Source organism: Leisingera sp. ANG-DT (assembly GCF_000813785.1).
Classification (GTDB): domain Bacteria; phylum Pseudomonadota; class Alphaproteobacteria; order Rhodobacterales; family Rhodobacteraceae; genus Leisingera.
In genome coordinates, this window is sequence record NZ_JWLE01000005.1 from 591,360 (window position 1) to 617,606 (window position 26,247).

The following is a 26,247-nucleotide window of genomic DNA, read 5'->3' on the forward strand; positions in this document are numbered from 1 at the left end:
GCCGGGTTCGCAACCCGGTGCGAAACTGCGTTCGGCCCTGCGGTTGCACGCAAGAATGCGGCCATTCCAATCGAGGACAAAGGACGCATAGGGAGACCAGAAAAAGGCGTTTCCCAAGACCTCAGCGTCCAGGTTGTTCCCATCCGGCATCAATGCAGTCACCGCCTAGGGGCCGGTTTGTCCGCGGGTGCAGGCTGCAAAATGCGGGCGGACGAGGGATGAGCCTGGTCCGCCTGCATGACCTTGAAAGGTTCAGTGCAACACAACACGTGCGTTTTACTCCGGTTCACGCCGGTAAAGCTGCAGGCCGCCAAAGACATGGGTTATGCGGTCTGCATCGCCGCTCCGGGCTTGTGCAAACAGTTCTGCTGCGGCGTAGCTGCCATCGCTGGTCTGCAGGCGCAGCGGGTAGTGGAACGGCTGTCCCATCGTCAGGACATCCTGCAGCCCGTCCTTGGCAAAATCCCGGTCCTCAGGGTGGATGCGCTCAAGCATCACTTCCACCGAAGGGACGTGCTTGCCCTGAGCATACCCCAGAAGATCGTACATCGGCGGGTTCCAGGACGGCACATTGTTCACCACATCAAAGGAGAAAATGCCAACGGCAAAATGATTTTGCACCGCCGCGCTGCAGCCCAGCATAAGGTCGCGCTCGTCAAACTTTGCCTTGTCCCAGCACACGCCGATCAACTGGATGTTTTCGCCATGGGAATCCTGGAAAACCATCAGGCTGCCCCCGATGTTCAGGGTGTTTCCGCTGTCATCGAAGAAGCGTGCATCAAATTCGAAGGAGCCGCCGTCCTTGAACAGAGGGTCAAGCTGCAACTGCAAGCTTGCACGGTCTTCGGGGTGGGCGCGCGCCAGAATCGTGTCAAGGCTCAGGCCGGCTGCGGTGTCATCCATCCCCAGAATGGCATGCACCTCTGGCGAGACGTAGGTATCGTTGGATTGCAGGTTCTGCGTCCAGAACCCGACCCTGGTTACTTTGCTGATCTGCCGGAGGACATCATTGAAAGGTTCGTTGTCGAACCGGGACACAGTGATAGAGATGCCGATGAGCCTTTGGTGCATGTCCAGAACGGGTGACAGGATCAGGGTGTAGTAGTCGCTGCCTGACAGGACGGGAATGCGGCGCGTTTCCTGCAGCCGCAGCACAGTGTTGGCAATCGGCGCAAGTGCCGGGAAGCCATTGGGCAGGTTGCAATGGCTGAGGTGCAGGCCGGTCGGAGGAAGCTCGCCAATGCCAAAAACCTCCTGCGCGACGCGCGACAGCCGCCGGATGATCAGCGCCTGATCCGCCAGCGCAATGGCATAAGGCGAAGAGACCAGCATCGCTTCCAGCTCGGAGGCCAGCGCCTGGCGCTCTGCTGAGCTGATCTGCAATTCCTCGTTGACGGTCAGCAGCTCTTCATTGGTGGATTGCAGCTCCTCGTTGGAGGTTTCCAGTTCTTCATTTGTGGCCTGGAACTCCTCGTTGGTGGACTGCAGCTCCTCGTTTGAGGATTGCAGCTCCTCGTTGGCGGTCTGAAGTTCCTCGATCGTCTGCTGCAGCGCCTCCTGGGTGGAGCGGATTTCCAGCTCCATCCGCTCGACATAGTCCCGCTGTTCCCGGTCGGAAATTTCGCTGAAGTTCAGCTCCTTTTCCTCCTCGAACTTGGAATTGATCGCCAGCAGGCAATGCAGTTCGCCGCCCTTGTGGTTGAAGAAGGGGAAGGCCTGCAGCTGAACGCGGTTGCCATTGGGCAAGGAGGCTTTATGCCAGCGCCCGTCCCGCCGTTCTTCGGTGCGGGTGGCCACCGCAATCAGGCTGGCGGCCTCGGTGCGCAGCGGGTCGATCAGCATCCTAACGTTCAGCGACGTCGACATGCCGGCCCGGATTTCGCTGTAGACGCTGATATCCCCGAGGATTTCGATAATGTCGCCGTTACGGGTGCAAATAACGCCATTCGGCGCAACTGCCCGGGCAAGCGAAAGGTCGGCCTGCGCAGCCTGATCGGCTGCCGCTTGCGCCGCTGACCGCCGCATGCTCTGCGACCGCAGGTAGGAGCTGCCCGGCGTGCTGGGCAATACGGTCAGTTCCCTGGAAATGCCGCGGCGCTTGCCAAAAATCTTGTCGGCCCCCTGGCGGGCTTCGAAGTAGATGCCCATTTCGCCCACTGTTTCCGAAGTGCCCAGAAACAGCAGCCCGCCCGAGGCCAGGGAATAGTGCAGGCGGGTCAGCACACGTTCCTGCAGTGCGAGGTTAAAATAGATCAGGACGTTACGGATGGTGACCAGGTTGAGATTGATGAAGGGCGGGTCCTGGAACACATTGTGCTGCGAAAACAGTGTCACATTTCGAAGCTCCTGGCGGACCGAGATGTCGTTTTCGCCGACGGTGAAGTATTCCTTCAGATATTGGGGCGGAATGTCCTGCGCTGCTGAAATGGGGTAAATCCCCTTTCGCGCAACTTCGATGGCATTCTGGTCGATATCCGTGGCGAAGATCTGAACATTGGTCTTGGTCAGCGCGTGGAGCCCGCCGAGCAGTTCCGCGATAAGGATCGCGATGGAATAAGCCTCTTCGCCGGTCGCACATCCCGCGACCCACACCCGAACGGGGCCCGGGCCGCTGTTTGCCAGCTGTTTTTCCAGCTGTTCATTCAATTTCCGGAACTGTTCAGGATCGCGGAAGAACCGGGTCACCGAAATCAGCAAATCGCGGTGCAGCGCGTCGACTTCGTCCACGTTTGACCTGCAATAATCGACATAGCCGTCGTAGTCTTCGATACCCAGTGCCGTCATCCGCCGGGCAATGCGGCGGTTCAGTGTGTTTTCCTTATAGTTGGCAAAGTCGACCTGGGTGCGGGCTAGAAGGATGCCGAACAGTTCGCTGAGCTTGCTGGGTTCATCCGTTTCGGGGCGCAGCAATGCCAGATCGCGCGGCCGGGTCAGAATTTTCTCGAAATGGTCGCCGATTTGCCCCGGTGTCAGGGTCAGATCGATACAACCGGTTTCAATCGCCGAAGCTGGCATGCCATCATATTTCGCGGAGCTGGGATCCTGGGCGATGGTGATTCCGCCGCATTCACGGATCGCTTGCACGCCATAGCTGCCGTCGCTTCCAGTGCCCGACAGCACGATACCTACACAGTTTTCTCCGCACTCTTGAGCAATGCTCTTGAACAGCCGGTCAGCGGACGGCTTCGGGGATGCCGGGTGCCCTGCAGGGTTGCGCAAGCGCAGCTTTCCACCCTCAAGCATCACATCAGTATCTGGCGGGGTAATGTAGATGGTTCCCGGCACGGGGTCGGTTTCCCGGCCCAGCTCTTCTACTGGCAGGGAGGTTTCGCGGGCGAGCAAAGATGTCAGCACGCTTTTATGGGTTGGCGACATATGCTGCGCAATCACGTAGATTGCGTTGGCGGATTGCGGGAGGTGCTGCACCAGTTGCGAAAGCGCTTCCAGCCCGCCCGCCGAAGCGGCCACACCGACCACGTGAAGGCCGCTGTCTTCAGCTGAGGCATCCGCGCTATCATTTTCCGGTGAGGCTGCTGACGTTTCGGTGGACATGCGCTTTTCTAAGTCTTCCATGAATATTCAACCGTAATGCAAAGTAGCGGTGCAAAAAATCTTCCTGCACTCGTTGTGCCTGAAAGGCGGCGCTTGCGGCCTATGCAGCAGCGCAAAATTTGTCGATTAGGTTCAGAATCTGGCCGGGTGTCACTGGCTTTGGTGCAAACCCGTTCATGCCCAAGTCCTTGACGATCGTATCATCGTGATAGGCAGCATCAGCAGTCACGGCGATGATAGGCACGCTGCTGGGAGGATCCATCGGAGCTTCCCGGATTTGCTGTGTCGCCTCAATCCCCGACAGCCGCGGCATGTGCAGATCCATCAGCACCAGGCCATACTCGTTCGGCGCGCTGCTGAGCATGTCGATGCTGGCCTGACCGTCTTCGGCAATCTCAACGTCAACCCCAAGCGCCACAATGATCTCTCGCATCATGTATCGCGTGAATTCGTCATTTTCGACGAGCAGGACTTTCCGCGGGTTGTTCATCAGCTGATTCCGTCTGTGCTGCGGCTGCGATCAGAAACAGGGATCCGGTCACGGCATTGTCTCGAGGGTGACCAAGCCGGCTCCTAATCGGTTCCGCAAAGTCAGGTATTTCAGCGGGGTGGCCGGATTTGGGTCCCTTTGGCATCATGGGACTCTTTCAACCTCCGGTCAACGTGTCCGAGCTGGCTGATAATCTTCTTTTGCGAGTTTTTTAGTTTGAGACACACGTCTTGCGTTGCTGACGTGGTAACACCTTCAATCCGCGGCCTTTATCAAGTCAGCAAGGCAATGACAGCGAAGAGGCTGGTGGCGCCGGCAGCACCCAGAACGGCGGGGACGGCCCAGCTTCTGCTGCTGCGTGGCCGTGCACCGTTCTGTGCAGCCTGCGCGATCAGCGCCTGTTCCACCAGTGCAGGCAGACGGGGGCCAAAGCGGGCCATCACCTTGGCGGTGTCCAGCAGGTCGGTAACGACTGCGCGGGGCCCGATGGATTTCTTGATGTAATCCTCGACCACCGGCCGGGCGGCTTCCCAGATGTTGATACGCGGATCCAGTGAGCGGGCAACGCCCTCAACCACCACCATGGTGCGCTGCAAGAGGATCAGCTCAGTGCGGGTTTCCATGCCGAAGCGTTCAGTCACCTCGAACAGGTAGTTCAGCAGCCGGCCCATTGAAATCTGCGAGGCGTCCATGCCGAAGATCGGCTCACCCACCGCGCGCAGGGCGCGGGCGAATTCATCGACGTCACGGTTGGCAGGCACGTAGCCGGCCTCGAAATGCACCTCGGCCACGCGTTTGTAGTCGCGCTTGATGAAGCCGTAGAGAATTTCGGCATAGACCCGGCGGGTATATTCGTCGATGTGGCCCATGATCCCGAAATCATAGGCGATTATATCGCCGTTGCTAGCCACCTTGAGGTTGCCCTGGTGCATGTCGGCGTGGAAGAAACCGTCGCGCAGCGCATGGCGCAGGAACAGCGACAGCACCCGGTTGGCCAGCAGCTTGCGGTCGTGGCCGGCTGCATCCAGCGCCTCATTGTCGCCCAGTGGAATGCCATCGGCCCAGCCCATGGTCATCACCCGGCGCGCTGAATAGCCCCAGCGGATTTCCGGCAGCTGGAAACCTTCGTCCTTGGCGGTATTGGCGGCGAACTCCGAGGCGGCGGCGCTTTCCAGCCGCAGGTCCAGTTCGCCCTGCACCACACCGTCGAAGTGCTCAATCACATCCATCGGCTTCAGGCGGCGGGCGCCGGGGGCGAAGAGGTCCACGATGCGGGCCGCGAAATAGAACGCATCCACATCCTTGTTGAAGGCGCGCTCAATGCCGGGGCGCAGCACCTTGACCGCCACTTCCTCGCCGGTTTCCGCAAGCGTCGCCCGGTGCACCTGGGCGATGGAGGCGGCGGCGATCGGGTCGCTGAAGTCCGAGAATATCTCGGAGACCGGACGGCCCAGCTCCTTTTCCACCTCAGCCAGCGCCTGGGCGCGGGAAAACGGCGGCAGCTTGTCCTGCAGCACGCGCAGCTGGTTGGCCAGATCCTTGCCCACCACGTCCGGCCGGGTCGAAAGCACCTGTCCGAACTTGATATAGGCAGGCCCCAGCGCGTTCAGTGCGCGGGTTTCGGGCGGCATTGCCGGATCGCCCTTGTAGCCCAGCCATTTGAACGGCCAGCCCAAGGTGCGGGCGAGTATGCGCAGGGGTTTTGGCGCCTCAAACGCCTCCAGCACGGAATGCATGGCGCCGGTGCGTTCGAATGTGGCGCCTGTTCGGATCAGGCGCAGGATATTATGGGGGCCGCGCATGGGTCAGATCTTCCAGCCGGAATGCAGGCAGGCGATGCCCAGCGACAGGTTGCGGTATTTGGCGTTCTCGAACCCCGCCTGTTTCACCATGCCCAGGAAGGTTTCCTGATCCGGGAAGTTGCGGATCGATTCCACCAGATACTGGTAGCTGTCGTAATCATTGGCGATCAGCTGACCCATCCGCGGGATCACGTTGAAGGAATAGAGGTCGTAAAGCTTTTGCAGCCCGTCGTTCGGCAGTTGCGAGAATTCCAGCACCATAAGCCGCCCGCCGGGGCGCAGCACCCGGTAAGCCTCGTTCAGTGCCTCCTGCGGCCGCGTTACATTCCGGATTCCAAAGGAGATGGTATAGACGTCGAAAGTGTTGTCCTTGAACGGCAGCTTCATCGCGTCGCCGGTGACCCAGTCGAGGCTGTCGGCCATCTGCTCGGCTTCGGCGCGCTTGCGGCCTTCCTCCAGCATCGGGCGGGTGAGGTCGAGCACGGTGGAGTGGCCGGAGCCTGCGCGTTTCAGGAAGCGGAAGGAAATGTCGCCGGTGCCGCCCGCCACATCCAGAAGCCGCTGACCGGGACGCGGCGCCAGCCAGTCCATCATCGCGTCCTTCCAGACCCGGTGGATGCCCACGCTCATCACGTCGTTCATGATGTCATATTTAGAGGCGACCGAGTTGAAGACCCCCTGCACGCGGCCTGCCTTCTCCTCCTCGCGGACGGTTTCGAACCCGAAATGGGTGGTGTTGTCGCTCGTGTTGCTCATCAGGCTTGCCGTTTGCTGAGTTTCGCCCTTGTTATAAGGCGCTGTGGGGCAGGCACAATGCGGCCCGTTGGTTCAGGAGGGGTGTAATGCCAGAATTGCCCGAGGTCGAGACGGTGAAACGCGGTTTGGCGCCTGCGATGGAGGGCGCAGTGATCGTGAAGGCGCAGGTGAACCGCCCGGATCTGCGCTGGCCGTTTCCGGAGCGGATGGCCGAGCGGCTGACAGGCGCGCGGGTCAATGCCCTCAGGCGGCGGTCGAAATACATTCTGGCTGATCTCGACACAGGCGAGACGCTGCTCATTCACCTCGGCATGTCCGGGCGGATGACGGTGTCGGGCGACCCTTTGGGGCAGTTCGTGCATGAGCACCCGCAGGCGGAGAAGCACGACCATGTGGTTCTGGACATGGACAATGGCGCGCGCATCACCTTCAACGATCCGCGCCGGTTCGGGGCGATGGATCTGCTGGAGACCGCTACCGCCGACTCCCACAAGTTGCTGGCGGTGCTGGGGCCGGAGCCGCTGGGCAATGACTTTCACGAGGATCACCTGGTGGCTGCCTTCAAGGGGCGTAACACGCCGGTGAAATCCGCATTACTGGATCAGGGAATCATTGCTGGTCTCGGTAACATCTACGTCTGCGAAGCGCTGTTCCGTGCGGGAATTTCGCCACGCCGCAGGGCCGGGCAGATTGCCGCGCATCGGGTAGCGGCGTTGGTGCCGATCATCCGGAAGGTGCTGCAGGATGCCATCCAAGCGGGCGGTTCATCGCTCAAGGATTTCAGGCAAGCCTCTGGAGAACTTGGGTATTTTCAGCATAGTTTCGATGCCTACGGCCGCGAGGGCGAGGCCTGCCGCCGAGAGGGCTGCGCCGGGTCAATTGCCAGAATCACCCAGTCGGGGCGTTCCACCTTCTACTGTGTAAAGTGCCAAAGATAGCTTGATCAGAGGGACCCTTTTGGTAAGGACTCAGGACTGAACGGAACAACCGAAAGAGAAATCATGGCCTACGAGACGATCAACGTCGATGTGCAGGACCACGTTTGCCTTATCAAGCTGAACCGCCCTGAGGCGATGAACGCTCTCAACAAGGAGCTCATTGGCGAGCTTTGCGATGCTCTGGAAGAGGCCGATGCCAGCGACAAGGTGCGCTGCATTGTCCTGACCGGCTCGGAGAAGGCCTTTGCCGCCGGTGCCGACATCAAGGAGATGTCGGAGCTGAGTTTCACCGAGGTGTTTTCCACCAATCTGTTTGCCGACGCCAATGACCGCATTTCGGCGATCCGCAAGCCGGTGATCGCCGCGGTGGCCGGCTACGCGCTGGGCGGCGGCTGCGAGCTGGCGATGCTGTGCGATTTCATCATCGCTGCCGAGACCGCCAAGTTCGGCCAGCCGGAAATCAACTTGGGTGTAGTAGCTGGCATCGGCGGCACCCAGCGCCTGACCCGGTTCGTGGGCAAGTCCAAGTCGATGGACATGAACCTGACCGGCCGCTTTATGAACGCCGAAGAGGCTGAACGCGCAGGCTTGGTGTCGCGCGTGGTGCCCGCGAAGAAGCTGATCGAGGAAGCCACAGCGGCAGCACAGAAGATCGCCGAGAAATCGCAGCTGACGGCTATGGCAGTGAAGGAAGCGGTGAACCGCTCCTATGAGCTGCCGCTGAGCGAAGGCATTCTGTTCGAACGCCGCGTGTTTCATTCGATGTTTGCGACCGAAGACCAGAAAGAGGGCATGGCCGCCTTTCTTGAAAAGCGCGAAGCGCAGTTCCGCGACAAGTAAGCGGCACATCAGACACCGGAAAGGCGGGCCGCCCAGCCCGCCTTTTTGCATTTGGGGCCGGCGCCCTTGCAATTCCATGCAGAGTTGGATAGATGCCGCCCTCATACATGCGCGTGCAGCCCGCTTTGGCTAGAATCACACCGGTGAATGATCCGGGGCTGGCTGGCATTGCGTCCGATAGAAACAGAACCCGAAGATAAGGTCAGACACCATGGCAAATTCGCCCCAGGCCAAGAAGCGCGCACGTCAGAACGAGAAGCGCTTTGCCGTCAACAAAGCCCGTCGTTCGCGCATCCGCACCTTCCTGCGTAAAGTTGAAGAAGCCATCGCTTCCGGAGATAAAGAAGCTGCAACCGCGGCTCTGCGCGCGGCTCAGCCCGAGCTGATGCGCGGCGTCACCAAGGGGGTGTATCACAAAAACACCGCTTCCCGGAAAATCTCGCGCCTGTCCGCACGCGTGAAGGCGCTGGCCTGAGATTCGCTCCGCTGAGCAGGCTCACGGGCCGTCAAAAAGTTGTCAGGGCGCTGCAGATTGCAGCGCCTTGTTTTTTGGGAAAACCCTTGCCGGGACTCGCTGGGCGCAGGAGATTCTTTGCTGCCAAAGACTGAGTCAACATCATAGTTTCGTTGCCGCTGCCCCCCTCAAATTGCTACCACTGTTTCAGCGATTCACTCGCTGGGGGGACAGGCTGCTCGAGGCGATCTTGACGGGCATCAAGATTGCCAGGTTGCTCGGCACGACGCGCATCTGATGCGCGCTAGTTGCCGGGATCCACTGCTGTATCGTTAAGGGTCAGCAGCCTTGTCTCAATTGTGTGCGATACTGTTCGTGACGGCAAATCCGCCGCTTTTTGCGGCCGTTTTTGCTGTTCAAGGCGAACGTCAAGCCTTCGGGTAATGCGGCCACTGCTGGCCCGCACACGATAACCCTGTGCGTGGATGCCCCCCGGGTGGTTGGGGGTAAGAATAGAACTGGCCCGGCAAATGGGCCGCTGCTTTTTGGGGATGCGTGAGGCGCAGCATGACAGAAGAAAAATGGGGACAGCTCAGAAACCGGCTGTTGAAAACGGTCGGCCAGAACAATTTCACGACCTGGATCGAGCCGCTTGAATTTGACGCCGTGGACGGTGGGGTTGCCGTCTTCAAGGTGCCGACGAATTTCATGGGCAACTATGTCAGCCAAAACTTTGCAGATCTGATTCTGCATGAGCTGACGATGTCCGGGGAACAGGTCCAGCGGCTGGCTTTCCGGGTTGCTGCTAACAGCCCGGTCCGCCCGGCAGAGCCCGCAGCTGGCGCAGAGGCTTACAGCAGCGCCGATGGTGATGTGGCCGTCATGACTGCGCCCGCGGCTTCTTCCGCTGGCAAGGACACGTTGGAAGCGCTGCAGGCTGCACCGCTTGATCCGCGCTTTACCTTCGACAGCTTTGTTGTCGGCAAGCCGAACGAACTGGCCCACGCTGCCGCACGCCGCGTCGGAGAGGGCGGTCCGGTCACTTTCAACCCGCTGGTTCTGTATGGCGGAGTGGGTCTGGGTAAGACCCACCTGATGCACGCCATCGCTTGGGAACTGAAGGAAAAGAACCCGTCGCTGAACGTGCTGTACCTGTCGGCGGAACAGTTCATGTACCGCTTTGTGCAAGCTCTGCGTGAGCGTAAGATGATGGACTTCAAGCACCTGTTCCGCTCGGTCGATGTGCTGATGGTGGATGATGTTCAGTTCATCGCCGGCAAGGATTCGACCCAGGAAGAATTCTTCCACACCTTCAACGCGCTGGTGGATCAGAACAAGCAGATCATCATCTCGGCCGACCGCGCCCCGGGTGAGATCAAGGATCTGGAAGACCGGGTGAAGTCACGCCTGCAGTGCGGTCTTGTCGTGGACCTGCACCCGACCGATTATGAACTGCGTCTGGGCATCCTGCAGACCAAGGTGCAGCAGCAGCGTGAGACCTACCCCGACCTGCGCATCGCGGATGGTGTGCTGGAATTCCTGGCACACCGGATCTCGACCAATGTGCGCGTGCTTGAAGGCGCCCTGACCCGTCTGTTCGCATTTGCGTCTCTGGTCGGCCGTGAGATCGACATGGACCTAACCCAGGACTGTTTGGCAGACGTGCTGCGCGCCTCCGAGCGCAAGATCACCGTCGAGGAAATCCAGCGCAAGGTCTCCGAGTATTACAACATCCGCATGTCCGATATCATCGGCCCCAAGCGCCTGCGCTCTTATGCGCGCCCGCGTCAGGTGGCGATGTATCTGTGCAAACAGCTGACCAGCCGCTCCCTGCCAGAGATCGGCCGCCGCTTTGGCGGGCGCGACCACACCACCGTGATGCACGGCGTGAAGCGCATCGAGGAGCTGAAGCTGACCGACGGCCAGATCGCCGAGGACGTCGAAATGCTGCGGCGTTCGCTGGAAGCCTGACGAGCAAAAAAGCTAGAACTGCAAACCCCAAATTGCACTGCGGCCCCGGTTTCCGGGGCCGTTTTTTGTTGGCTCAACGGCGGCCGCCAAGACCCATAACAGCGGTGAATGCCCGGTATCACAGAAAACGAAGTTTCATGACGCGGAAAACCGGTCATAACAGCGCCCTGGATGAGGAGCGCGGCATGACTGATCAGACGCCACAGAACTTGGACACGCCCCGCGGGCTGGCCTTCGCCGTCACCGCCTACTTGCTGTGGGGATTTCTGCCGCTCTACATGAAGGCACTGTCGCATATTCCGGCGGCTGAGGTTGTTACCCACCGGGTGATTTGGTCGGTGCCGGTGGCCGGCGCACTGCTGATAGTCCTGCGCCGCACCAAAGATCTGCGCGCTGCGTTGAAAAATACCCGCATGCTCGGCATGGCTTGCATCACCGCGGCGCTGATTTCCGTCAACTGGGGGATCTATGTCTGGTCCATCGCAGCAGGGCGGGCGCTGGATGCCGCGCTTGGCTATTATATCAACCCGTTGTTCAGCATTGCGCTGGGCGCTCTGCTGCTGCGGGAGCCTCTTGGCAAGGCGCAAATGGCCGCCGTGGCGTTGGCCGCGGCGGCGGTGCTGGTGCTGACATTGGAGGCGGGCAGGGTGCCCTGGGTGGCAGTTGGCCTGACCTTGTCCTGGGGGTTTTATGCCTTCTTCAAGAAGTCTCTGCCGATCGGCCCCAACCAGGGCTTCCTGCTTGAGGTGCTGATCCTGCTGGCGCCGGCACTTGGGTATTTCGCATATCTGGCTGCCACGGGCAGCGGCAGCTTTGGTGCCTCTTTGACGGACACTTGGCTGCTCCTGGGCTGCGGTTTGGTGACCGCCGTGCCGCTGATCGTCTATGCCAATGGCGCCAAGCTGGTCAGGCTCTCAACCATGGGAATCCTGCAGTACATTGCGCCGACGATGATCATGCTGGCGGCGGTGCTGCTGTTCGGCGAGGAATTCGGCAGCGCCCGGATGATCGCCTTTCCGATGATCTGGGCGGCGCTGGTGATCTACTCAGTGCCGATGATTCGTCAGATGCGCAAGCGAACAGGCTGAGGGGTTCAATCGGACGGCTGCGCGTCCTCGATCACACCCACAATCGGGCCCATCATGAAACCGGCATCGCTGCGGCCAAGTTCCGGCGCGTGCAGGCGCGAGATATTTCCATCGAAGTAAAGCGCATTGGGCAGCTTCAGATAGTCGCGGAACAGGCTGCCGAACTGGTGAAACGTCACTGCATTGCGCGAGATCGCAAAGACTGCGCGGCTGCCATCTGCCGAGGTGCCTACACCGTTGCGGATGTAATAGCTGTCTGAATCCGCCAGGAAGCGCGGATGCAGTTCCCCGTCGATCACCAGCATCGGTCCGGACTGGGTAGCATAGGTGCAGGCGGGCGCTCTGTGTTCGAAATCCAGGGTTTCGAACACATCGGCACGGCGTTCACCGATGCATAGTACCCCGTTTGGCAGCAGGCCAAAGTTGCCTGGACCGGCATTGGTCACCAGCCGCATCGCCTCACCGTTTTCATCTACATACAGGCCGACGGGGGAGCGGTCCGTGTGATACATGCCGGCGTTCGTCGCAAAGGCCAGCGTCTTGCCGTCCTTTGCCAGCGCATCCTCCAGCGAGGAGAAGTGTCCGTAGACCTGGTTTTCGCCATCCTTCAGGAACAGCTGAAGCTGTTCCTGTGCGGCGTCGACTTCGCAGATCGAGTACCGGTTGCCCTCATAGGCCACATCGCTGCACTCGACCGCGCCGGCCGCGGGTGCGGTCCATAGCGCCGTCAGCAGAAATGCGGCCTTGCGGATCACTCTTCCACGTCGCGGCGCACCGCGTCCTGACTCAGCATCCGGCGGGTTTCGTCCATCTGGTCGAAGGTCTCATCCAGCCGGAACCGCAGATCCGGGGTGAATTTCAAGCCCAGCTTCTTGCCGACCATGCGGCGCAGTTCGCTCTTGTTGCGGGCCAGAAGTTTCAATACATCCTCCTGCCCTTTGCCGCCCAAGGGCAGCACAAAGGCAGTGGCGATTTTCAGATCGGGTGAGGTGCGTACCTCGCCCACGGTGATCGACATGCGGTTCAGGTCCGGGTCATGCACATCGCCGCGCGCCAGCACTTCAGAGAGCGAGCGGCGGATCAGTTCGCCGACGCGAAGCTGGCGCTGGGAGGGGCCGGGCCCATCGTGGAATTTGTTCTTTGCCATAGTTCCGATCTATGCCGGATCGCAGGCTTTGCCAAGCGCTGCCCGGCGATGTAGGACAAAACCAGCTTGAACAAGGAAATGGGCCAATGACTCACAAACCAGGGATCGTGATTACCGGCGCATCGGGCCGCATGGGGCAGATGCTGATCAAGACGGTGCTGGAAAGCGACAAGGCCACGCTGGCCGGAGCCGTGGAGCGTGAGGGTCACGATTGGGTTGGCCGTGATGTGGGCGAAGCCATGGGCGGGGCGCCGGTTGGAGTTACCGTGACCTCGGATGCGCTGGAGGCGTTTTCCAAGGCGCAGGCGGTGATCGACTTCACAGCGCCTGAGGCAACGCTGGCGTTTTCCAAGCTCGCGGCGCAGGCCCGCGCGGTGCATGTGATCGGCACAACCGGCATGACGGATGAGCAGATCGCCCAGCTGGAACCGGCATCGCGCCACGCGGTGATCGTGCGCGCGGGCAACATGAGCCTGGGGGTGAACCTGCTGGTGCAGTTGACCAAAAAGGTCGCCGCCGCGCTGGACGAAGATTTCGACATTGAGGTGATCGAGGCCCATCACCACCACAAGGTGGATGCGCCTTCCGGCACCGCGCTGATGCTGGGCGAGGCCGCTGCCGAGGGCCGCGGTGTGAAACTGGCGGATGTACGCGACTCCGGCCGCGACGGGATCACTGGCGCCCGCAAACGGGGCGACATCGGCTTCACCGCCATCCGCGGCGGCGACATCGTGGGTGAGCATGACGTGCTGTTTGCCGCAGCGGGTGAGCGGATCGTGCTGCGCCACCTGGCCACCGACCGTGCGATCTTTGCCCGCGGCGCGCTGAAAGCCGCGCTGTGGGGCCAGGACAAGGGCCCTGGCCAGTACGACATGGTGGATGTGCTGGGGCTTTAAAGTCTGAACGGCGGCCCTGATGGGCCGCTGCCCTTAGGGAGCGTTAGAGCTGGCACCCGCGATTTATCAGAAATCGACAGCGATTCCCTTTTTCTCCCAGTCGCCGTAACGTGCCGGATCAGGGCCATCGCGCCCGCCTAGTTCCTTGGGGCGCGGTTCCTCAGCCTCGGCGGCTTTCCGGCGCTCCTCTGCCTCCGCCAGCGCGCGTTGTGCGGCGGGCGGCAGGTCTTTCTTCACAGGCGCAGTGTCGTCGCTCATCGCGGGTTCCTTTATTCTTTGCGCATGATATACGCCCCTGTCCCGCGTGCACAAGGCGCGCCCTAAGGAGTTGCCCCATGTCCGATGCCAACCACGCCCGCCGCACTGCGGTCTACCTGCTGGATCAGGTGCTGGGAGAGGGGCGGCTGCTGGCGGAATGTTATGCAGCCGGGGCGCTGGAAAAGCTGGCACCGGAAGACCGAGCCCGTGCACAGCGGCTGGCAGCGGCAACCCTGCGCAGCCTGGAACGCGCCGACCGGGTGCTTAAGAAACACCTGAAGAAATCAACTCCGCTCACTGTCATGAATGCCTTGCGGCTGGGGACGGTGGAGCTGTGCTCGGGCGCCGCCGCGCATGGGGTGGTCAATGCCATGGTGGCGATTGTCTCCAAGCACCGCCGCCATGGGCAGCTCAAGGGGCTGGTCAATGCTGTTTTGCGCAAGGTGGCTGACGAAGGTCCGGCGGAATGGGCCAAACTGCGCACGCCGCGCCTGCCGAACTGGATCCGGAAACCCCTGGTGCAGGCCTGGGGCGCTGAGGTAATGCTGGCCATCGAGGCCGCGCATTTTGCCGGCGCGCCGCTGGATATCACCGGCAAACCCGGTGCTGATCTGGTCGAGCTTGGCGGAGAGGTGCTGCCAACCGGTTCTGTCAGACTCGCCAATGCAGGCCAGGTTTCCGCCCTGCCGGGTTATGAGGCTGGCGATTGGTGGGTCCAGGACGCCGCCGCGTCGTTGCCTGCCCGCATTCTGAACGTCCAGCCTGGTGAACGCGTGCTGGAACTATGCGCGGCGCCAGGTGGTAAGACCATGCAAATGGCAGCTGCCGGAGCACAGGTGACGGCTGTTGATGTTTCGGAGAGCCGGGTTGCCCGGCTCAGGGAAAACCTGGAACGCACCGGGCTGCAGGCGGAACTGATCGTGGGGGACGCGCTGGCGCAGACCGGCAAGTATGACGCCGTGCTGCTGGACGCGCCTTGCTCTGCGACTGGCACTATCCGCCGCCACCCGGATCTGCCGCAGGCCAAAGACGGCAGCGAATTCGGAGAGCTGATTGAGCTGCAGGCGCAAATGCTGGCCCATGCCTGGACTTTGGTGAAACCCGGCGGGCGGCTGATGTTCTGCACCTGCTCGCTGCTGCCGGATGAAGGCGAATGCCAGGTGGAGGAGGCGCTGGACATGTACCCGGAAATGGCCGCAGACCGTGAGGCGCTGACAGTGCCTGGCGTCAATGCGGACTGGATCACCGAGGAAGGCGGCCTGCGCCTGCGCCCGGATTACTGGCCGGAGCGTGGCGGCATGGACGGTTTCTACATGGCCCTTTTGCGCAAATCCGCGTGACCCCGGGGCGTCTCCGGCATTCGCCGGTGACTTGGCCCGAAGCCCGCGCTATGCTCCCGCCAAAACGCCCTGGCACAATCCGGCGTGAGGCAACAGAGCATGTCCACTTATGACAGAATGGCAGGCCGCGGTACCCGCCTGCTGAACCGGTATTTCGCTTGGCGCGCGCGCAGCCAGCCAGCGGCAACCGGTTTTGTCTCGCAGCCGGAGCCACGTACCATTGGCAGCTTTGCCCGCGGGCGGCAGCTAGTTGCGGGCAATCTGCTGTTTGCCGGCTACCTGGTCGAATCGCCAGACACTGGCCTGTGGGAGGTTGCCGCGCCGGACACGGCCTTTGACGCGGAACGGCACGGGTTTGCCTGGCTCGACGATCTGGCGGCTGTTGGCGATTTCAAGGCCCGGCTCAAGGCGCAGAAATGGGTCTGGGGCTGGATCGAACAGCACGGTCGCGGCGGAGGGCTGGCCTGGCTGCCGGACCTGACCGGGCGGCGGGTGATCCGCTGGATCAACCACGCGCTGTTCCTGCTAAGCGGCAAGGATAAGGACGAGACCGAAGCCTTCTATGGCTCCCTGGCGCAGCAGACATGGTATCTGGCGCAACGCTGGCAAGGGGCTGCGCCCGGGCTGCCGCGGTTTGAGGCGCTGTGCGGGCTGATCTATGCAGGTCTTTCATTGCAAGGCCGCGAGGAGTTGGCCGATCCGGCGGTCAAGGCGCTGGCGGCGGAATGCGAGGCCCAGATCGACGAGCAGGGCGGCTTGCCGACCCGCAACCCGGAAGAACTGCTGGAGGTGTTCACCCTCCTGACCTGGGCGGCGGCGGCGCTGCATGAGGCCGGCCGGATGGTGCCGCCTGCCCATATCGCCGCCATCGAACGGATCGCGCCGACCCTGCGCACGTTGCGCCACAGTGACGGCGGGCTGGCGCGATTCCATGGTGGCGGCCGCGGGCTGGAGGGGCGACTGGACCATGCGCTGGCAGCCAGCCATGTGGCCGAGCGCCATGCAGACGGGCTGGCAATGGGCTTTACCCGGCTGTCGGCGCGGCGGACCTCTGTAATCGTGGATGCCTCGGCGCCGCCCACGGGCAAGGCCTCCTATAATGGCCATGCCTCGACTCTTGCGTTTGAACTGACCTCTGGCCGGAGGCCGCTCGTTGTTAACTGCGGGTCGGGCGAGTCCTTTGGGGTGGAGTGGCGCCGCGCCGGCCGGGCGACGCCCTCGCACAGCACGTTGTGCATCGAAGGCCACTCCAGCGCCAGGCTGGCCGCGCCGCATAAAACCACCGGCCATGAGGAACTGATCGAGGCGCCTGATGATGTGCCGCTTGACCTTGCTGAACTGACCGATGGCTTGCGTTTCCAGGGCGGCCACAACGGCTATGCCGCGCATTTCGGCCTGACCCATGCCCGCACCTTGGATCTATCCTTTGACGGCCGCGCCCTGGCCGGGGAGGACATGCTGCTGGCGCTGGAAGATTCGGCCAAGGCCCGCTTTGACAAGGCCAGCAGCAGCAACCCGGATGGTGGTGTCAGCTTTGATATCCGCCTGCATCTGCACCCTGAAGTCGATGCAACCCTTGACTTGGGCGGCGCAGCAGTATCCATGGCGCTCAAGAGCGGTGAAATCTGGGTGTTCCGGCATGACGGCGCCTGCCATCTGCGGCTGGAGCCAAGCGTTTTCCTGGAAAAGACCCGCTTGAAGCCGCGTGCGGCAAAGCAGATCGTTTTATCCGGGCGGGCGATGGGATATGCCACCCGCGTCCGGTGGACGCTCAGCAAAGCGCAGGAGACTGCCATTGCCGTGCGAGACCTGAACCGGGACGAACCCGAGACGTTTGACTGAGCCTTTAAAAGGACCTGCCCTGCCATGACCGACCTTCACCCCGTACGCCGTGCGTTGCTTTCCGTATCCGACAAGACCGGCCTGATTGAGCTGGGCCAGGCGCTGGCCGCGCGCGGTGTCGAGCTGCTTTCGACCGGCGGTTCCGCCAAGGCGCTGCGTGACGCAGGGCTCGCCGTGAAGGATGTCTCCGAAGTGACCGGCTTCCCGGAAATGATGGACGGCCGGGTCAAGACCCTGCACCCGATGGTGCATGGCGGCCTGCTGGCGCTTCGCGACAACGACACCCATATCGCCGCGATGAATGAGCATGGCATCGGTGCCATCGACCTGCTGGTTGTGAACCTCTACCCGTTTGAGGCGACCGTGGCCAAAGGCGCGGACTATGATACCTGCATCGAGAACATCGACATCGGCGGCCCGGCGATGATCCGTGCGGCGGCCAAGAACCACGCCTTTGTGAACGTGGTCGTGGATGTCGAGGATTACGAAAAGCTGCTGGGCGACATGGATCAGCACGACGGCGCAACCTGCCCGCGCTTCCGCCGCAAGCTGGCGCAAAAGGCCTATGCCCGTACCGCGGCCTATGACGCGGCTGTGTCCAACTGGCTGGCGGGTGAACTGGAACTGCAAGCACCCAAGCGCCGCGCCTTTGCCGGCGAGCTTAAGCAGACCCTGCGCTATGGCGAAAACAGCCATCAGGAAGCTGCCTTCTATACTGATGGCTCGAACCGCCCGGGCGTTGCCACCGCCGTGCAGCTGCAGGGCAAGGAGCTGAGCTACAACAATATCAACGATACGGACGCAGCGTATGAGCTGGTGGCGGAATTCGACCCGTCCGAAAGCCCGGCCGTTGCGATCATCAAACACGCCAACCCCTGCGGCGTTGCCAAGGGCGCAACCCTGGCAGAAGCCTATCAGAAGGCTTTCGACTGCGACCGCACTTCCGCTTTCGGCGGCATCGTGGCGCTGAACCAGCCGCTGGACGCGGAGACCGCCGCCAAGATCACCGAGATCTTCACCGAGGTGGTAATTGCTCCGGGCGCGTCGGACGAAGCCAAGGAAATCTTTGCCGCCAAGAAGAACCTGCGCCTGCTGCTGACTGACGGCCTGCCGGATCCGCGCAAGCCCATCGTAGCCTACAAGCAGGTGGCCGGCGGCATGCTGGTGCAGGACAAGGATGTTGGCTATGTCGGCATGGACGATCTGAAGGTGGTGACCGAAAAGGCACCGTCTGACGCCCAGATGCAGGACCTGCTGTTTGCCTGGAAGGTTGCCAAGCACGTCAAATCCAACGCCATCGTTTATGTCAAAGACAACGCAACCGTCGGCGTCGGCGCGGGCCAAATGAGCCGTCTGGACAGCGCCAATGTGGCTGCCGCCAAGGCAGGCCGCATGGCTGCTGAACTGGGCCTCGAGGAAAGCCTCGCCAAGGGCTGTGCGGTGGCATCGGACGCGTTCTTCCCCTTTGCGGACGGTTTGCTGGAAGCGGCGGCTGCGGGCGGTGCCTGCGTGATCCAGCCGGGCGGCTCGATGCGCGATGACGAGGTGATCAAGGCGGCCAACGAAAAAGGCCTCGCCATGGTCTTCACCGGCATGCGCCACTTCCGCCACTAAGCAGAGCGACTGGTCATGGCAGCACGTTGGATGATCTGGGGCGCAGTCCTCTCCTTCCTGGCGGATCAGGCCAGCAAATACCTGGTGATCCACTGGATGGGGCTGGATCAGCGCCACCGGATTGACGTGCTGCCGCCGTTTCTCAACTTCCGCTACGGTGAGAACACCGGTATCAACTTCGGCCTGTTCGGCGGCGGCGACGAGGCCGCCCGCTGGATCCTGATCGGGCTCTCTGTGGTGATCTGCATTGCTCTGGCCGTGTGGTTATTGCGGGGGCAGAGCAAGTCCAGAGGCATGCAGCTGTCAGCCGGCCTTGTGATCGGCGGTGCGTTGGGCAACGTCGCGGACCGGCTGCTTTACGGCTATGTCCTGGATTTCCTCAACACATCCTGCTGCGGCATCCAGAATCCTTTTGTGTTCAATGTTGCGGACATCTTCATTTTTGCGGGCGCAGCGGGGCTAATCTTCTTTGACGGGCGCCGTAAAAAGCCTGCGTAGACCTCGCCAGGCAATTGCGTTAAAAGCGCTGGGAAACAGGCAGGAGTTTGGGGCAATGCGGATCCCGTTCGGAGTGATCGTTCTTGCAGGCGCGCTGGCAGTGTCCGGCTGCGCGCAAAAAGGGCTGCGTGTCCTGCAGAAACCCGGATCCGGCCCCGATGAGTTTTTGATCCTGCCATCCAAGCCTCTGACCGCACCGGACAGTTATGCGGCCCTTCCCGCACCGACCCCCGGTGGCAGTAATCTGACCGACCCAAATCCGAGCGCTGACGCAGTTGCCGCGCTGGGCGGCAAGCCTGGCGCGCTGGTGCCTGCGGCCGGTGTGCCATCCGGTGATGCCGCATTGGTCACCGCTTCCAGCCGGTACGGAGTAGAGGCAGGCGTGCGGGAGACATTGGCCTCGGAAGATGCAAAATTCCGCCACCGCAACCGTAACCTGGGCCGGATCAAGATCGTGCCAGTGGACCGCTACGAGCAGCTGTACCGCAAGCAGAGCATTGATCCCTTCGCAGTCAGCGAACAATTCCGCAAGGCAGGTGCGGCTACGCCCTCTTCGCCGCCTGAAGAAGAGTCCTGAACGCTCACTTTTCCGCCAGCCAATCTTGCATGACGCCAGCGGCGGCGTAGGTTGACAGCAGTCTTTCTGCTGGCAATGGGCGCCGATTTGTGGCTGCATTGACCAAAATGAGCAAAAGAGCAGTAACCGCACCCTGCCGGGCAAGGGCAAACGTGCAAAAATTGGAGGATGCCAGATGATCCCAAGGATCACATTGGCCGCCGCAGCGCTGAGTGCTGCCTTATCCGCCCCGGCACAGGCTGAGGATGAGGCGGTAACCGCGTTTACCTTGGACAATGGCATGGATGTGGTGGTGATCGAGGATCACCGCGCCCCAGTGGTGCAGCAGATGGTCTGGTACCGGGCCGGTTCCGCGGATGAACCGCCAGGCCAGTCCGGTGTCGCCCATTTCCTGGAACACCTGCTGTTCAAAGGCACTGACAAGCTGGCACCGGGCGAGCTGTCTTCAACGGTGCGCGCCAACGGCGGCCAGGACAATGCCTTCACCAGCTATGACTACACCGCCTATTTCCAGCGTGTCGCCGCCGACCGGCTGGAGCTGATGATGCAGATGGAGAGCGACCGGATGACCAACCTCCGCCTCCACGAGGAGGATATCGTCACCGAACGAGAGGTCATTCTGGAGGAGCGCAACCAGCGCACCGACAACGACCCGGTTGCGCTGTTCCGCGAACAGCTGCAGGCGGTCCAGTATCTCAATCACCGCTACGGCCAGCCGGTGATCGGCTGGCGGCACGAGATGGAAAGTCTCGACATGGAGGACGCGCTGTCCTTCTACCGGACCTACTATGCGCCCAACAACGCCATCCTTGTCGTGTCCGGGGATGTGCAGCCGGACGCGGTGAAGGCGCTGGCAGAGAAATATTATGGCGTGATTCCGGCCAATCCGGATTTGCCCGAACGCTTCCGCAGCCAGGAACCGCCGCAAACCGCTGCCCGTCGTCTGACCTTCGAGGACCCGCGCGTGGCGCAGCCATATGTGCAGCGTTCGTACCTGGCCCCCGAACGTGATAGCGGCGATCAGCAGAAGGCTGCGGCGCTTTACTTGCTGGCGGAACTTCTGGGCGGCGGTAACACATCCTACCTGGCAAATGCGCTGCAATTCGACCAGCAGGTCGCAGTCTACACCGGTGCTTTCTATTCCGGCAGCACGCTGGATGATACGTCTTTCACCCTGCTGATCGTGCCTGCAGAGGGCACGGGCATGGAGGCAGCTGAGGCGGCTCTGGACGCCACTATTGCGCGGTTCCTGGAGGAAGGCGTGGACGAAGCCCAACTGGAGCGGATCAAGCTGCAGCTGCGCGCCGCTGAAATTTATGACCGGGACAATGTGAACGGCATTGCCAACCGCTATGGTCAGGCGCTGAGCATCGGTCTGACGGTGCAGGACGTGCAGGAGTGGCCGAAAATTCTGCAATCGGTCACCGCAGATGAGATCATCGCTGCCGCAAGTGAAGTCCTGCGGCCGGAAACATCGGTGACAGGCTGGATGACACGCAGCCAGGAGGTGACCCAATGAACCTGCTGAAGCTTGCCGCCGCTGCGCTGTTCGCCTGGTTCCTGGCGCTGCCCGCCTGGGCTGAAATCAAGATCCAGGAAGTGACGTCGCCCGGTGGCATCACTGCGTGGCTGGTAGAGGATCATACGATTCCCTTCTCAGCGCTCGAACTGCGGTTCCGCGGCGGTACCTCCCTGGACGCGCCGGGCAAGCGCGGCGGGGTCTACCTGATGACTGGATTGCTGGAAGAGGGTTCAGGCGATTTGCGCGCGCAAGACTATGCGCGGGCGCTGGAATCCCTGGCCGCCGAATTCAGCTATGACGCTGACAAGGATTCCGTCTCCATCTCTGCCCGTTTCCTTACCGAGAACCGGGATGACGCGATGGAGCTGCTGCGGCAGACGCTGTTTGAGCCGCGGTTTGACCAGGACGCGCTGGACAGGGTGCGGGCGCAGGTGCTGGCCGGGCTACGCTCTGATGCCAAGAACCCCAACAATATTGCCGGCCTGGCCTTCGCCAAAATGGCTTATGGCGATCACCCCTATGGCAGCGATGGCAAGGGCACTCAGGACTCGGTTACCGCGCTCAGCCGGCAGGACATATTCGACGCTTATGAGGCGGTATTTGCCCGCGACAGGCTCTATGTCAGTGCAGTCGGTGATATCACTGCCGAAGAGCTTGGGACATTGTTGGACGACCTGCTGGGGACGCTGCGCGAAAAGGGCGCGCCGATTCCCGGCCCTGCCGACGTGACGATCGAGGGCGGCGTGACTGTAGTTGATTTCGATACCCCCCAATCGGTGGCGCTGTTTGGCCAAAAGGGTATCGAGCGCGAACATCCGGACTTTTTCACGGCCTATGTGATGAACCAGATTCTCGGCGGGGGCTCCTTTGAAACCCGGCTGATGACCGAAGTGCGGGAGAAGCGCGGGCTGACCTACGGTGTTTACTCCTACCTGGTGCCGCGCGATCTGGCGGCCGTTTACATGGGGTCTGTGGCCTCCGCCAACGGCAAGATGGCCGAGGCTGTGGAGGTAATCCGGAACGAATGGCGCCGCATGGCAGAAGAAGGCGTTACGGAGAAGGAGTTGAAGGACGCTCAGACTTACCTGACCGGCGCCTACCCGCTGCGGTTCGACGGCAACAGCCGCATCGCTTCCATTCTGGCGGGAATGCAGATGGATGATCTACCGATCAGCTACGTGGAGACCCGCAATGACCGCATCAACGCGGTTACTCTGGAAAATGTGAAGCGTTTTGCCGCGGAATTTCTGGATCCGGACGGGCTGCACTTCACCATCGCGGGCCGCCCGGAAGGACTGGAAACAACCAACTGACCCGGACCTGGCGCAAGCAACTGCAGCGCCTGTAGCCTGACACAGCGCGCTGCCGCCCATGGCGGCGGGGTGCTGCCGCTTTCTCTTTCATTTTGCCTGAAACTCCTGTATGGGCGGGCCTGTCTGAGACGATGTGCCAGGGCCCCGGCACGCGAAAGAAAGATAGATGGGGCCGGCGGCAATGGGGCCGCCACGCAAACGGGAGACCCGGAGGGCCGGGAGTGCTCCCAATTAGGATACGCTAGATGTTTAACGTCACCAAAAAATCGATGCAGTGGGGCGAAGAGACGCTCACACTGGAAACCGGCAAGGTTGCCCGCCAGGCTGATGGCTCCGTGATCGCCACCCTGGGCGAAACCTCGGTCATGGCCAACGTGACCTTTGCCCGTCAGCAGAAGCCCGGCCAGGACTTCTTCCCGCTGACCGTGCACTACCAGGAAAAATACTATGCTGCGGGCAAGGTGCCCGGCGGCTTCTTCAAGCGCGAAGCGCGCCCGACCGAAAAAGAAACCCTGACCGCGCGCCTGATCGACCGTCCGATCCGCCCGCTGTTCGTCCCCGGCTTCAAAAACGAAGTTCTGGTGATGTGCACCGTGCTGTCGCACGATCTGGTCAACGACCCCGACATGGTTGCAATGATCGCGGCGTCGGCGGCTCTGACCCTGTCTGGCGCACCGTTCATGGGCCCGATCGCAGGCTGCCGCGTTGGCTTCGAGGGTGGCGAATACGTCCTGAACCCGACCGTCGATGACATGCAGGACCTGCGCCTGAACCCGGAACAGCGTCTGGACCTGGTTGTTGCCGGCACCAAAGACGCCGTGATGATGGTGGAATCGGAAGCTTACGAACTGTCCGAAGCAGAAATGCTGGGTGCCGTGAAATTTGCCCACGAACAGATCCAGCCGGTCATCGACCTGATCATCTCGCTGGCCGAAGAAGCTGCAAACGAGCCGTTCGACTTCACCCCGCCGGATTACTCCGAGCTGTATGAAGCCGTGAAGGCCGCCGGTGAAACCGAGATGCGCGCAGCCTTCGCGATCAGCGACAAACAGGAGCGCACCGCCGCTGTTGCCGCTGCCCGCGAGACCATCAAGGGCGCTCTGACCGAAGAGCAGCTGGAAGATGCCAATCTGGGTTCCGCGCTGAAAAAGCTGGAAGCCGGCATCCTGCGCGGCGACGTTGTCAAAACCGGCAAACGGATCGACGGCCGCAAGACCGACGAGATCCGGGACATCGTGTCCGAAACCGGCCTGCTGCCGCGGACCCATGGTTCTGCCCTGTTCACCCGCGGTGAAACCCAGGGTCTGGTCGTGACCACTCTGGGCACCGGCGACGACGAGCAGTTCATCGACGCGCTGCACGGCAACTTCAAATCCAACTTCCTGCTGCACTACAACTTCCCGCCGTACTCGGTTGGCGAAGTGGGCCGTGTCGGTTCCCCGGGGCGCCGCGAAATCGGCCACGGCAAGCTGGCATGGCGTGCGCTGCAGGCGGTTCTGCCCGCGGCAACCGACTTCCCCTACACCATCCGCGTTGTCTCCGAGATCACCGAATCGAACGGTTCGTCCTCGATGGCATCGGTCTGCGGCGGTTCGCTGTCGATGATGGACGCAGGCGTGCCGTTGAAAGCACCGGTTGCCGGCGTTGCGATGGGCCTGATCCTGGAAGACGATGGTTCCTACGCGATCCTGTCCGACATTCTGGGTGACGAAGACCACCTGGGCGACATGGACTTCAAAGTGGCAGGCACCGAAAACGGCATCACCTCGCTGCAGATGGACATCAAGGTTGCCGGCATCACGCCCGAGATCATGGAGAAAGCCCTGGCACAAGCCAAAGACGGCCGTATCCACATCCTGGGCGAGATGGCGAAAGCTCTGACCGAAGCGTCCGAGTTCTCGGTCCACGCACCGCGCATCGAAACCATGCAGATCCCGACCGACAAGATCCGCGAAGTGATCGGTTCCGGCGGCAAGGTGATCCGCGAGATCGTCGAAGTGTCCGGCGCCAAGGTCGACATCAACGACGATGGCGTGATCAAGATCGCCAGCCCGAACGGCGAGGCCATCAAGAAGGCTTACGACATGATCTACTCGATCGTGGCAGAGCCGGAAGAAGGCCAGATCTACACCGGCAAGGTCGTGAAGATCGTCGACTTCGGCGCCTTCGTGAACTTCTTCGGCAAGCGCGACGGCCTGGTGCACGTCTCCCAGATCGAAAACCGCCGCCTGAACCATCCGTCAGACGTTCTGAAGGAAGGCCAGGAAGTGAAGGTTAAGCTGCTGGGCTTCGACGACCGCGGCAAGGTCCGCCTGTCGATGAAGATCGTGGATCAGGAAACCGGCGAGGAAATCCAGCCGGAGAAGAAAGAGAAGGCTGAGCAGGACTAATCCTTCTCTGACCGGACATAAACAGCCCGGGGCGCGCATAAGCCGTGCCCCGGGCTATTCAATTTCTGCCGGGACGCTTATGGACCAGCCTTTGAATTCCCGAATTTCCATCATCACGGTCACCTATAACTCCTCGGTGATTGTCGAGAATCTGCTGCGCTCCATCCCGTCCGGGATTCCCGTGGTTCTCGTCGACAACGCTTCACGCGACGCGGAGGCAACCCGGATCCTGGCCACAGACCATGGCGCCCGCTTCATTGCCAACTCTGAAAACGCCGGATTTGGCCGCGCCTGCAACCAGGGTGCGGAGCTGGCAGATACCGAATTTCTGTTCTTTGTGAACCCGGATGCTGAGCTTTTCCCGGACACGCTGGAGCACCTGCTGGCTTCTGCTGATGCCCATCCTGAAGCTTCAGCCTTTAACACCCGGATCGTCAAAGGCGACGGTTCGCTGTTCTTCAAACGCCGCAGCAAGCTGATTGCGAAATCGCTTTGGCTAAGCCGCGATGCCGCGAAACAGGATGGAGAGGTGCCCGTTCTGTCCGGCGGTGCTTTGCTGGTGCGCAAGGCGGCATTTAACAAGGTCGGCGGCTTTGACCCCAAGATTTTTCTGTTTCACGAGGACGATGATCTTAGCCTGCGGCTGAAGGCAGAATGCGGCCCGCTTCGGTATGTCTACGGCGCGCAAGTCCGTCACCTGCTGGGCCATTCCACCGAGCGTTCCGCTAAAACTGCAGCGCTCAAGGCCTGGTACATGGGGCAGTCGCGGGTTTATGCCGCCCGCAAGCATGGCCAGCCTTTCGGCTTTCTGCGTGCTCTGGGAGAGGCTGTACTGCAGCTGATCTCGCCGGTTAACCTCCTGTCGGCCCGCAAACGGGCCAAGGCCTGGTATTACTTCCGCGCTATACTCAGCAGCCCCGGACGGGAAAAGGCTGACCAGCTTCCGCCTTGGGCCTAAC

Annotated in this window: 22 protein-coding genes; 15 read left to right on the forward strand and 7 right to left on the reverse strand. The window is 61.5% G+C overall.

Features of this window, described 5'->3' with window-relative positions; translation table 11 throughout:
• Window positions 1-276: 276 nt before the first annotated feature.
• The 4 genes from RA21_RS08135 to ubiE all read right to left on the reverse strand — a co-directional run bounded on the left by RA21_RS08135 (window position 277) and on the right by ubiE (window position 6,600).
• Complete coding sequence (locus RA21_RS08135) at window positions 277-3,573, reverse strand: chemotaxis protein CheB (protein WP_039147702.1); 3,297 nt, start codon at window positions 3,571-3,573, stop codon at window positions 277-279.
• A gap of 79 nt (window positions 3,574-3,652) precedes the next feature.
• The gene (locus RA21_RS08140) at window positions 3,653-4,042 is read right to left on the reverse strand and encodes a response regulator (protein ID WP_019295149.1); all 390 of its coding nucleotides are present in this window, start codon (window positions 4,040-4,042) and stop codon (window positions 3,653-3,655) included.
• 272 nt (window positions 4,043-4,314) lie between these two features.
• Window positions 4,315-5,844 (reverse strand): 2-polyprenylphenol 6-hydroxylase, encoded by a 1,530-nt coding sequence (gene ubiB / locus RA21_RS08145; protein WP_039147703.1) that lies wholly within the window; start codon window positions 5,842-5,844, stop codon window positions 4,315-4,317.
• 3 nt (window positions 5,845-5,847) lie between these two features.
• Entirely contained in the window at window positions 5,848-6,600 is a 753-nt protein-coding gene (ubiE, locus tag RA21_RS08150; RefSeq protein ID WP_039147704.1) for a bifunctional demethylmenaquinone methyltransferase/2-methoxy-6-polyprenyl-1,4-benzoquinol methylase UbiE, read from the reverse strand.
• A gap of 86 nt (window positions 6,601-6,686) precedes the next feature.
• Here ubiE and mutM point away from each other — a divergent pair, with 86 nt between their 5' ends.
• The 5 genes from mutM (at window position 6,687) to rarD (ending at window position 11,891) form a co-directional block, all read left to right on the forward strand.
• Complete coding sequence (gene mutM, locus RA21_RS08155) at window positions 6,687-7,538, forward strand: bifunctional DNA-formamidopyrimidine glycosylase/DNA-(apurinic or apyrimidinic site) lyase (RefSeq protein ID WP_039147707.1); 852 nt, start codon at window positions 6,687-6,689, stop codon at window positions 7,536-7,538.
• A gap of 63 nt (window positions 7,539-7,601) precedes the next feature.
• Window positions 7,602-8,378: an enoyl-CoA hydratase gene (locus RA21_RS08160; RefSeq protein ID WP_019295145.1), complete on the forward strand. Its 777-nt coding sequence runs from the start codon at window positions 7,602-7,604 to the stop codon at window positions 8,376-8,378.
• A 211-nt stretch (window positions 8,379-8,589) separates the two neighbouring features.
• Window positions 8,590-8,853 carry a 30S ribosomal protein S20 gene (gene rpsT / locus RA21_RS08165; RefSeq protein WP_019295144.1) on the forward strand — a complete coding sequence of 88 codons (264 nt, stop codon included), beginning with the start codon at window positions 8,590-8,592 and terminating at the stop codon, window positions 8,851-8,853.
• 546 nt (window positions 8,854-9,399) lie between these two features.
• A complete protein-coding gene (dnaA, locus tag RA21_RS08175; RefSeq protein WP_019295142.1) occupies window positions 9,400-10,803 on the forward strand; it encodes a chromosomal replication initiator protein DnaA in 1,404 nt (467 codons plus the stop codon).
• A 185-nt stretch (window positions 10,804-10,988) separates the two neighbouring features.
• Window positions 10,989-11,891 carry an EamA family transporter RarD gene (rarD, locus tag RA21_RS08180; RefSeq protein ID WP_039147831.1) on the forward strand — a complete coding sequence of 301 codons (903 nt, stop codon included), beginning with the start codon at window positions 10,989-10,991 and terminating at the stop codon, window positions 11,889-11,891.
• Between the two features lie 5 nt (window positions 11,892-11,896).
• Here rarD and RA21_RS08185 read toward each other — a convergent pair whose 3' ends face one another.
• Window positions 11,897-12,646, reverse strand: coding sequence for a phosphodiester glycosidase family protein (locus tag RA21_RS08185; protein ID WP_019295140.1), 750 nt, complete (start codon window positions 12,644-12,646; stop codon window positions 11,897-11,899).
• Window positions 12,643-13,038, reverse strand: coding sequence for a 30S ribosome-binding factor RbfA (gene rbfA, locus RA21_RS08190; RefSeq protein ID WP_019295139.1), 396 nt, complete (start codon window positions 13,036-13,038; stop codon window positions 12,643-12,645). The genes RA21_RS08185 and rbfA overlap by 4 nt, the downstream gene beginning before the upstream one ends.
• A gap of 86 nt (window positions 13,039-13,124) precedes the next feature.
• Between rbfA and dapB the strand changes: the two genes are divergently transcribed.
• Window positions 13,125-13,934: a 4-hydroxy-tetrahydrodipicolinate reductase gene (gene dapB / locus RA21_RS08195; RefSeq protein WP_019295138.1), complete on the forward strand. Its 810-nt coding sequence runs from the start codon at window positions 13,125-13,127 to the stop codon at window positions 13,932-13,934.
• Between the two features lie 66 nt (window positions 13,935-14,000).
• Here dapB and RA21_RS08200 read toward each other — a convergent pair whose 3' ends face one another.
• Window positions 14,001-14,192: a DUF1674 domain-containing protein gene (locus RA21_RS08200; RefSeq protein ID WP_019295137.1), complete on the reverse strand. Its 192-nt coding sequence runs from the start codon at window positions 14,190-14,192 to the stop codon at window positions 14,001-14,003.
• A 77-nt stretch (window positions 14,193-14,269) separates the two neighbouring features.
• On the opposite strand from RA21_RS08200, the gene RA21_RS08205 reads away from it, so the two are divergent.
• From RA21_RS08205 to RA21_RS08245, 9 genes are all read left to right on the forward strand, one after another.
• Window positions 14,270-15,532, forward strand: a complete 1,263-nt coding sequence (locus RA21_RS08205; protein ID WP_019295136.1) for an RsmB/NOP family class I SAM-dependent RNA methyltransferase — start codon at window positions 14,270-14,272, stop codon at window positions 15,530-15,532.
• 99 nt (window positions 15,533-15,631) lie between these two features.
• Complete coding sequence (locus RA21_RS08210; protein ID WP_019295135.1) at window positions 15,632-17,374, forward strand: heparinase II/III family protein; 1,743 nt, start codon at window positions 15,632-15,634, stop codon at window positions 17,372-17,374.
• A gap of 24 nt (window positions 17,375-17,398) precedes the next feature.
• Window positions 17,399-18,988: a bifunctional phosphoribosylaminoimidazolecarboxamide formyltransferase/IMP cyclohydrolase gene (purH, locus tag RA21_RS08215; protein WP_039147709.1), complete on the forward strand. Its 1,590-nt coding sequence runs from the start codon at window positions 17,399-17,401 to the stop codon at window positions 18,986-18,988.
• A 15-nt stretch (window positions 18,989-19,003) separates the two neighbouring features.
• Window positions 19,004-19,486: a signal peptidase II gene (lspA, locus tag RA21_RS08220; protein WP_019295133.1), complete on the forward strand. Its 483-nt coding sequence runs from the start codon at window positions 19,004-19,006 to the stop codon at window positions 19,484-19,486.
• Between the two features lie 55 nt (window positions 19,487-19,541).
• Window positions 19,542-20,063: a DUF3035 domain-containing protein gene (locus tag RA21_RS08225; protein ID WP_019295132.1), complete on the forward strand. Its 522-nt coding sequence runs from the start codon at window positions 19,542-19,544 to the stop codon at window positions 20,061-20,063.
• A 175-nt stretch (window positions 20,064-20,238) separates the two neighbouring features.
• Window positions 20,239-21,582, forward strand: coding sequence for a M16 family metallopeptidase (locus RA21_RS08230; protein WP_039147711.1), 1,344 nt, complete (start codon window positions 20,239-20,241; stop codon window positions 21,580-21,582).
• Window positions 21,579-22,898, forward strand: coding sequence for a M16 family metallopeptidase (locus RA21_RS08235; RefSeq protein ID WP_039147713.1), 1,320 nt, complete (start codon window positions 21,579-21,581; stop codon window positions 22,896-22,898). The genes RA21_RS08230 and RA21_RS08235 overlap by 4 nt, the downstream gene beginning before the upstream one ends.
• A 245-nt stretch (window positions 22,899-23,143) precedes the next feature.
• Window positions 23,144-25,288, forward strand: coding sequence for a polyribonucleotide nucleotidyltransferase (pnp, locus tag RA21_RS08240; RefSeq protein WP_039147715.1), 2,145 nt, complete (start codon window positions 23,144-23,146; stop codon window positions 25,286-25,288).
• Between the two features lie 79 nt (window positions 25,289-25,367).
• Window positions 25,368-26,246, forward strand: a complete 879-nt coding sequence (locus RA21_RS08245; RefSeq protein WP_039147716.1) for a glycosyltransferase family 2 protein — start codon at window positions 25,368-25,370, stop codon at window positions 26,244-26,246.
• The last annotated feature ends 1 nt before the right edge of the window (window position 26,247 follow it).

Coding starts and splice junctions, on each gene's coding strand:
- ubiE (WP_039147704.1), bottom strand. CDS start 6,600: ATGAGCAACACGAGCGACAACACCACCCATTTCGGGTTCGAAACCGTC.
- rbfA (WP_019295139.1), bottom strand. CDS start 13,038: ATGGCAAAGAACAAATTCCACGATGGGCCCGGCCCCTCCCAGCGCCAG.
- RA21_RS08245 (WP_039147716.1), top strand. CDS start 25,368: ATGGACCAGCCTTTGAATTCCCGAATTTCCATCATCACGGTCACCTAT.
- RA21_RS08160 (WP_019295145.1), top strand. CDS start 7,602: ATGGCCTACGAGACGATCAACGTCGATGTGCAGGACCACGTTTGCCTT.
- dapB (WP_019295138.1), top strand. CDS start 13,125: ATGACTCACAAACCAGGGATCGTGATTACCGGCGCATCGGGCCGCATG.
- pnp (WP_039147715.1), top strand. CDS start 23,144: ATGTTTAACGTCACCAAAAAATCGATGCAGTGGGGCGAAGAGACGCTC.
- mutM (WP_039147707.1), top strand. CDS start 6,687: ATGCCAGAATTGCCCGAGGTCGAGACGGTGAAACGCGGTTTGGCGCCT.
- lspA (WP_019295133.1), top strand. CDS start 19,004: ATGGCAGCACGTTGGATGATCTGGGGCGCAGTCCTCTCCTTCCTGGCG.
- RA21_RS08135 (WP_039147702.1), bottom strand. CDS start 3,573: ATGGAAGACTTAGAAAAGCGCATGTCCACCGAAACGTCAGCAGCCTCA.
- rpsT (WP_019295144.1), top strand. CDS start 8,590: ATGGCAAATTCGCCCCAGGCCAAGAAGCGCGCACGTCAGAACGAGAAG.
- ubiB (WP_039147703.1), bottom strand. CDS start 5,844: ATGCGCGGCCCCCATAATATCCTGCGCCTGATCCGAACAGGCGCCACA.
- dnaA (WP_019295142.1), top strand. CDS start 9,400: ATGACAGAAGAAAAATGGGGACAGCTCAGAAACCGGCTGTTGAAAACG.
- RA21_RS08205 (WP_019295136.1), top strand. CDS start 14,270: ATGTCCGATGCCAACCACGCCCGCCGCACTGCGGTCTACCTGCTGGAT.
- RA21_RS08235 (WP_039147713.1), top strand. CDS start 21,579: ATGAACCTGCTGAAGCTTGCCGCCGCTGCGCTGTTCGCCTGGTTCCTG.
- purH (WP_039147709.1), top strand. CDS start 17,399: ATGACCGACCTTCACCCCGTACGCCGTGCGTTGCTTTCCGTATCCGAC.
- RA21_RS08200 (WP_019295137.1), bottom strand. CDS start 14,192: ATGAGCGACGACACTGCGCCTGTGAAGAAAGACCTGCCGCCCGCCGCA.
- RA21_RS08210 (WP_019295135.1), top strand. CDS start 15,632: ATGTCCACTTATGACAGAATGGCAGGCCGCGGTACCCGCCTGCTGAAC.
- RA21_RS08140 (WP_019295149.1), bottom strand. CDS start 4,042: ATGAACAACCCGCGGAAAGTCCTGCTCGTCGAAAATGACGAATTCACG.
- rarD (WP_039147831.1), top strand. CDS start 10,989: ATGACTGATCAGACGCCACAGAACTTGGACACGCCCCGCGGGCTGGCC.
- RA21_RS08225 (WP_019295132.1), top strand. CDS start 19,542: ATGCGGATCCCGTTCGGAGTGATCGTTCTTGCAGGCGCGCTGGCAGTG.
- RA21_RS08230 (WP_039147711.1), top strand. CDS start 20,239: ATGATCCCAAGGATCACATTGGCCGCCGCAGCGCTGAGTGCTGCCTTA.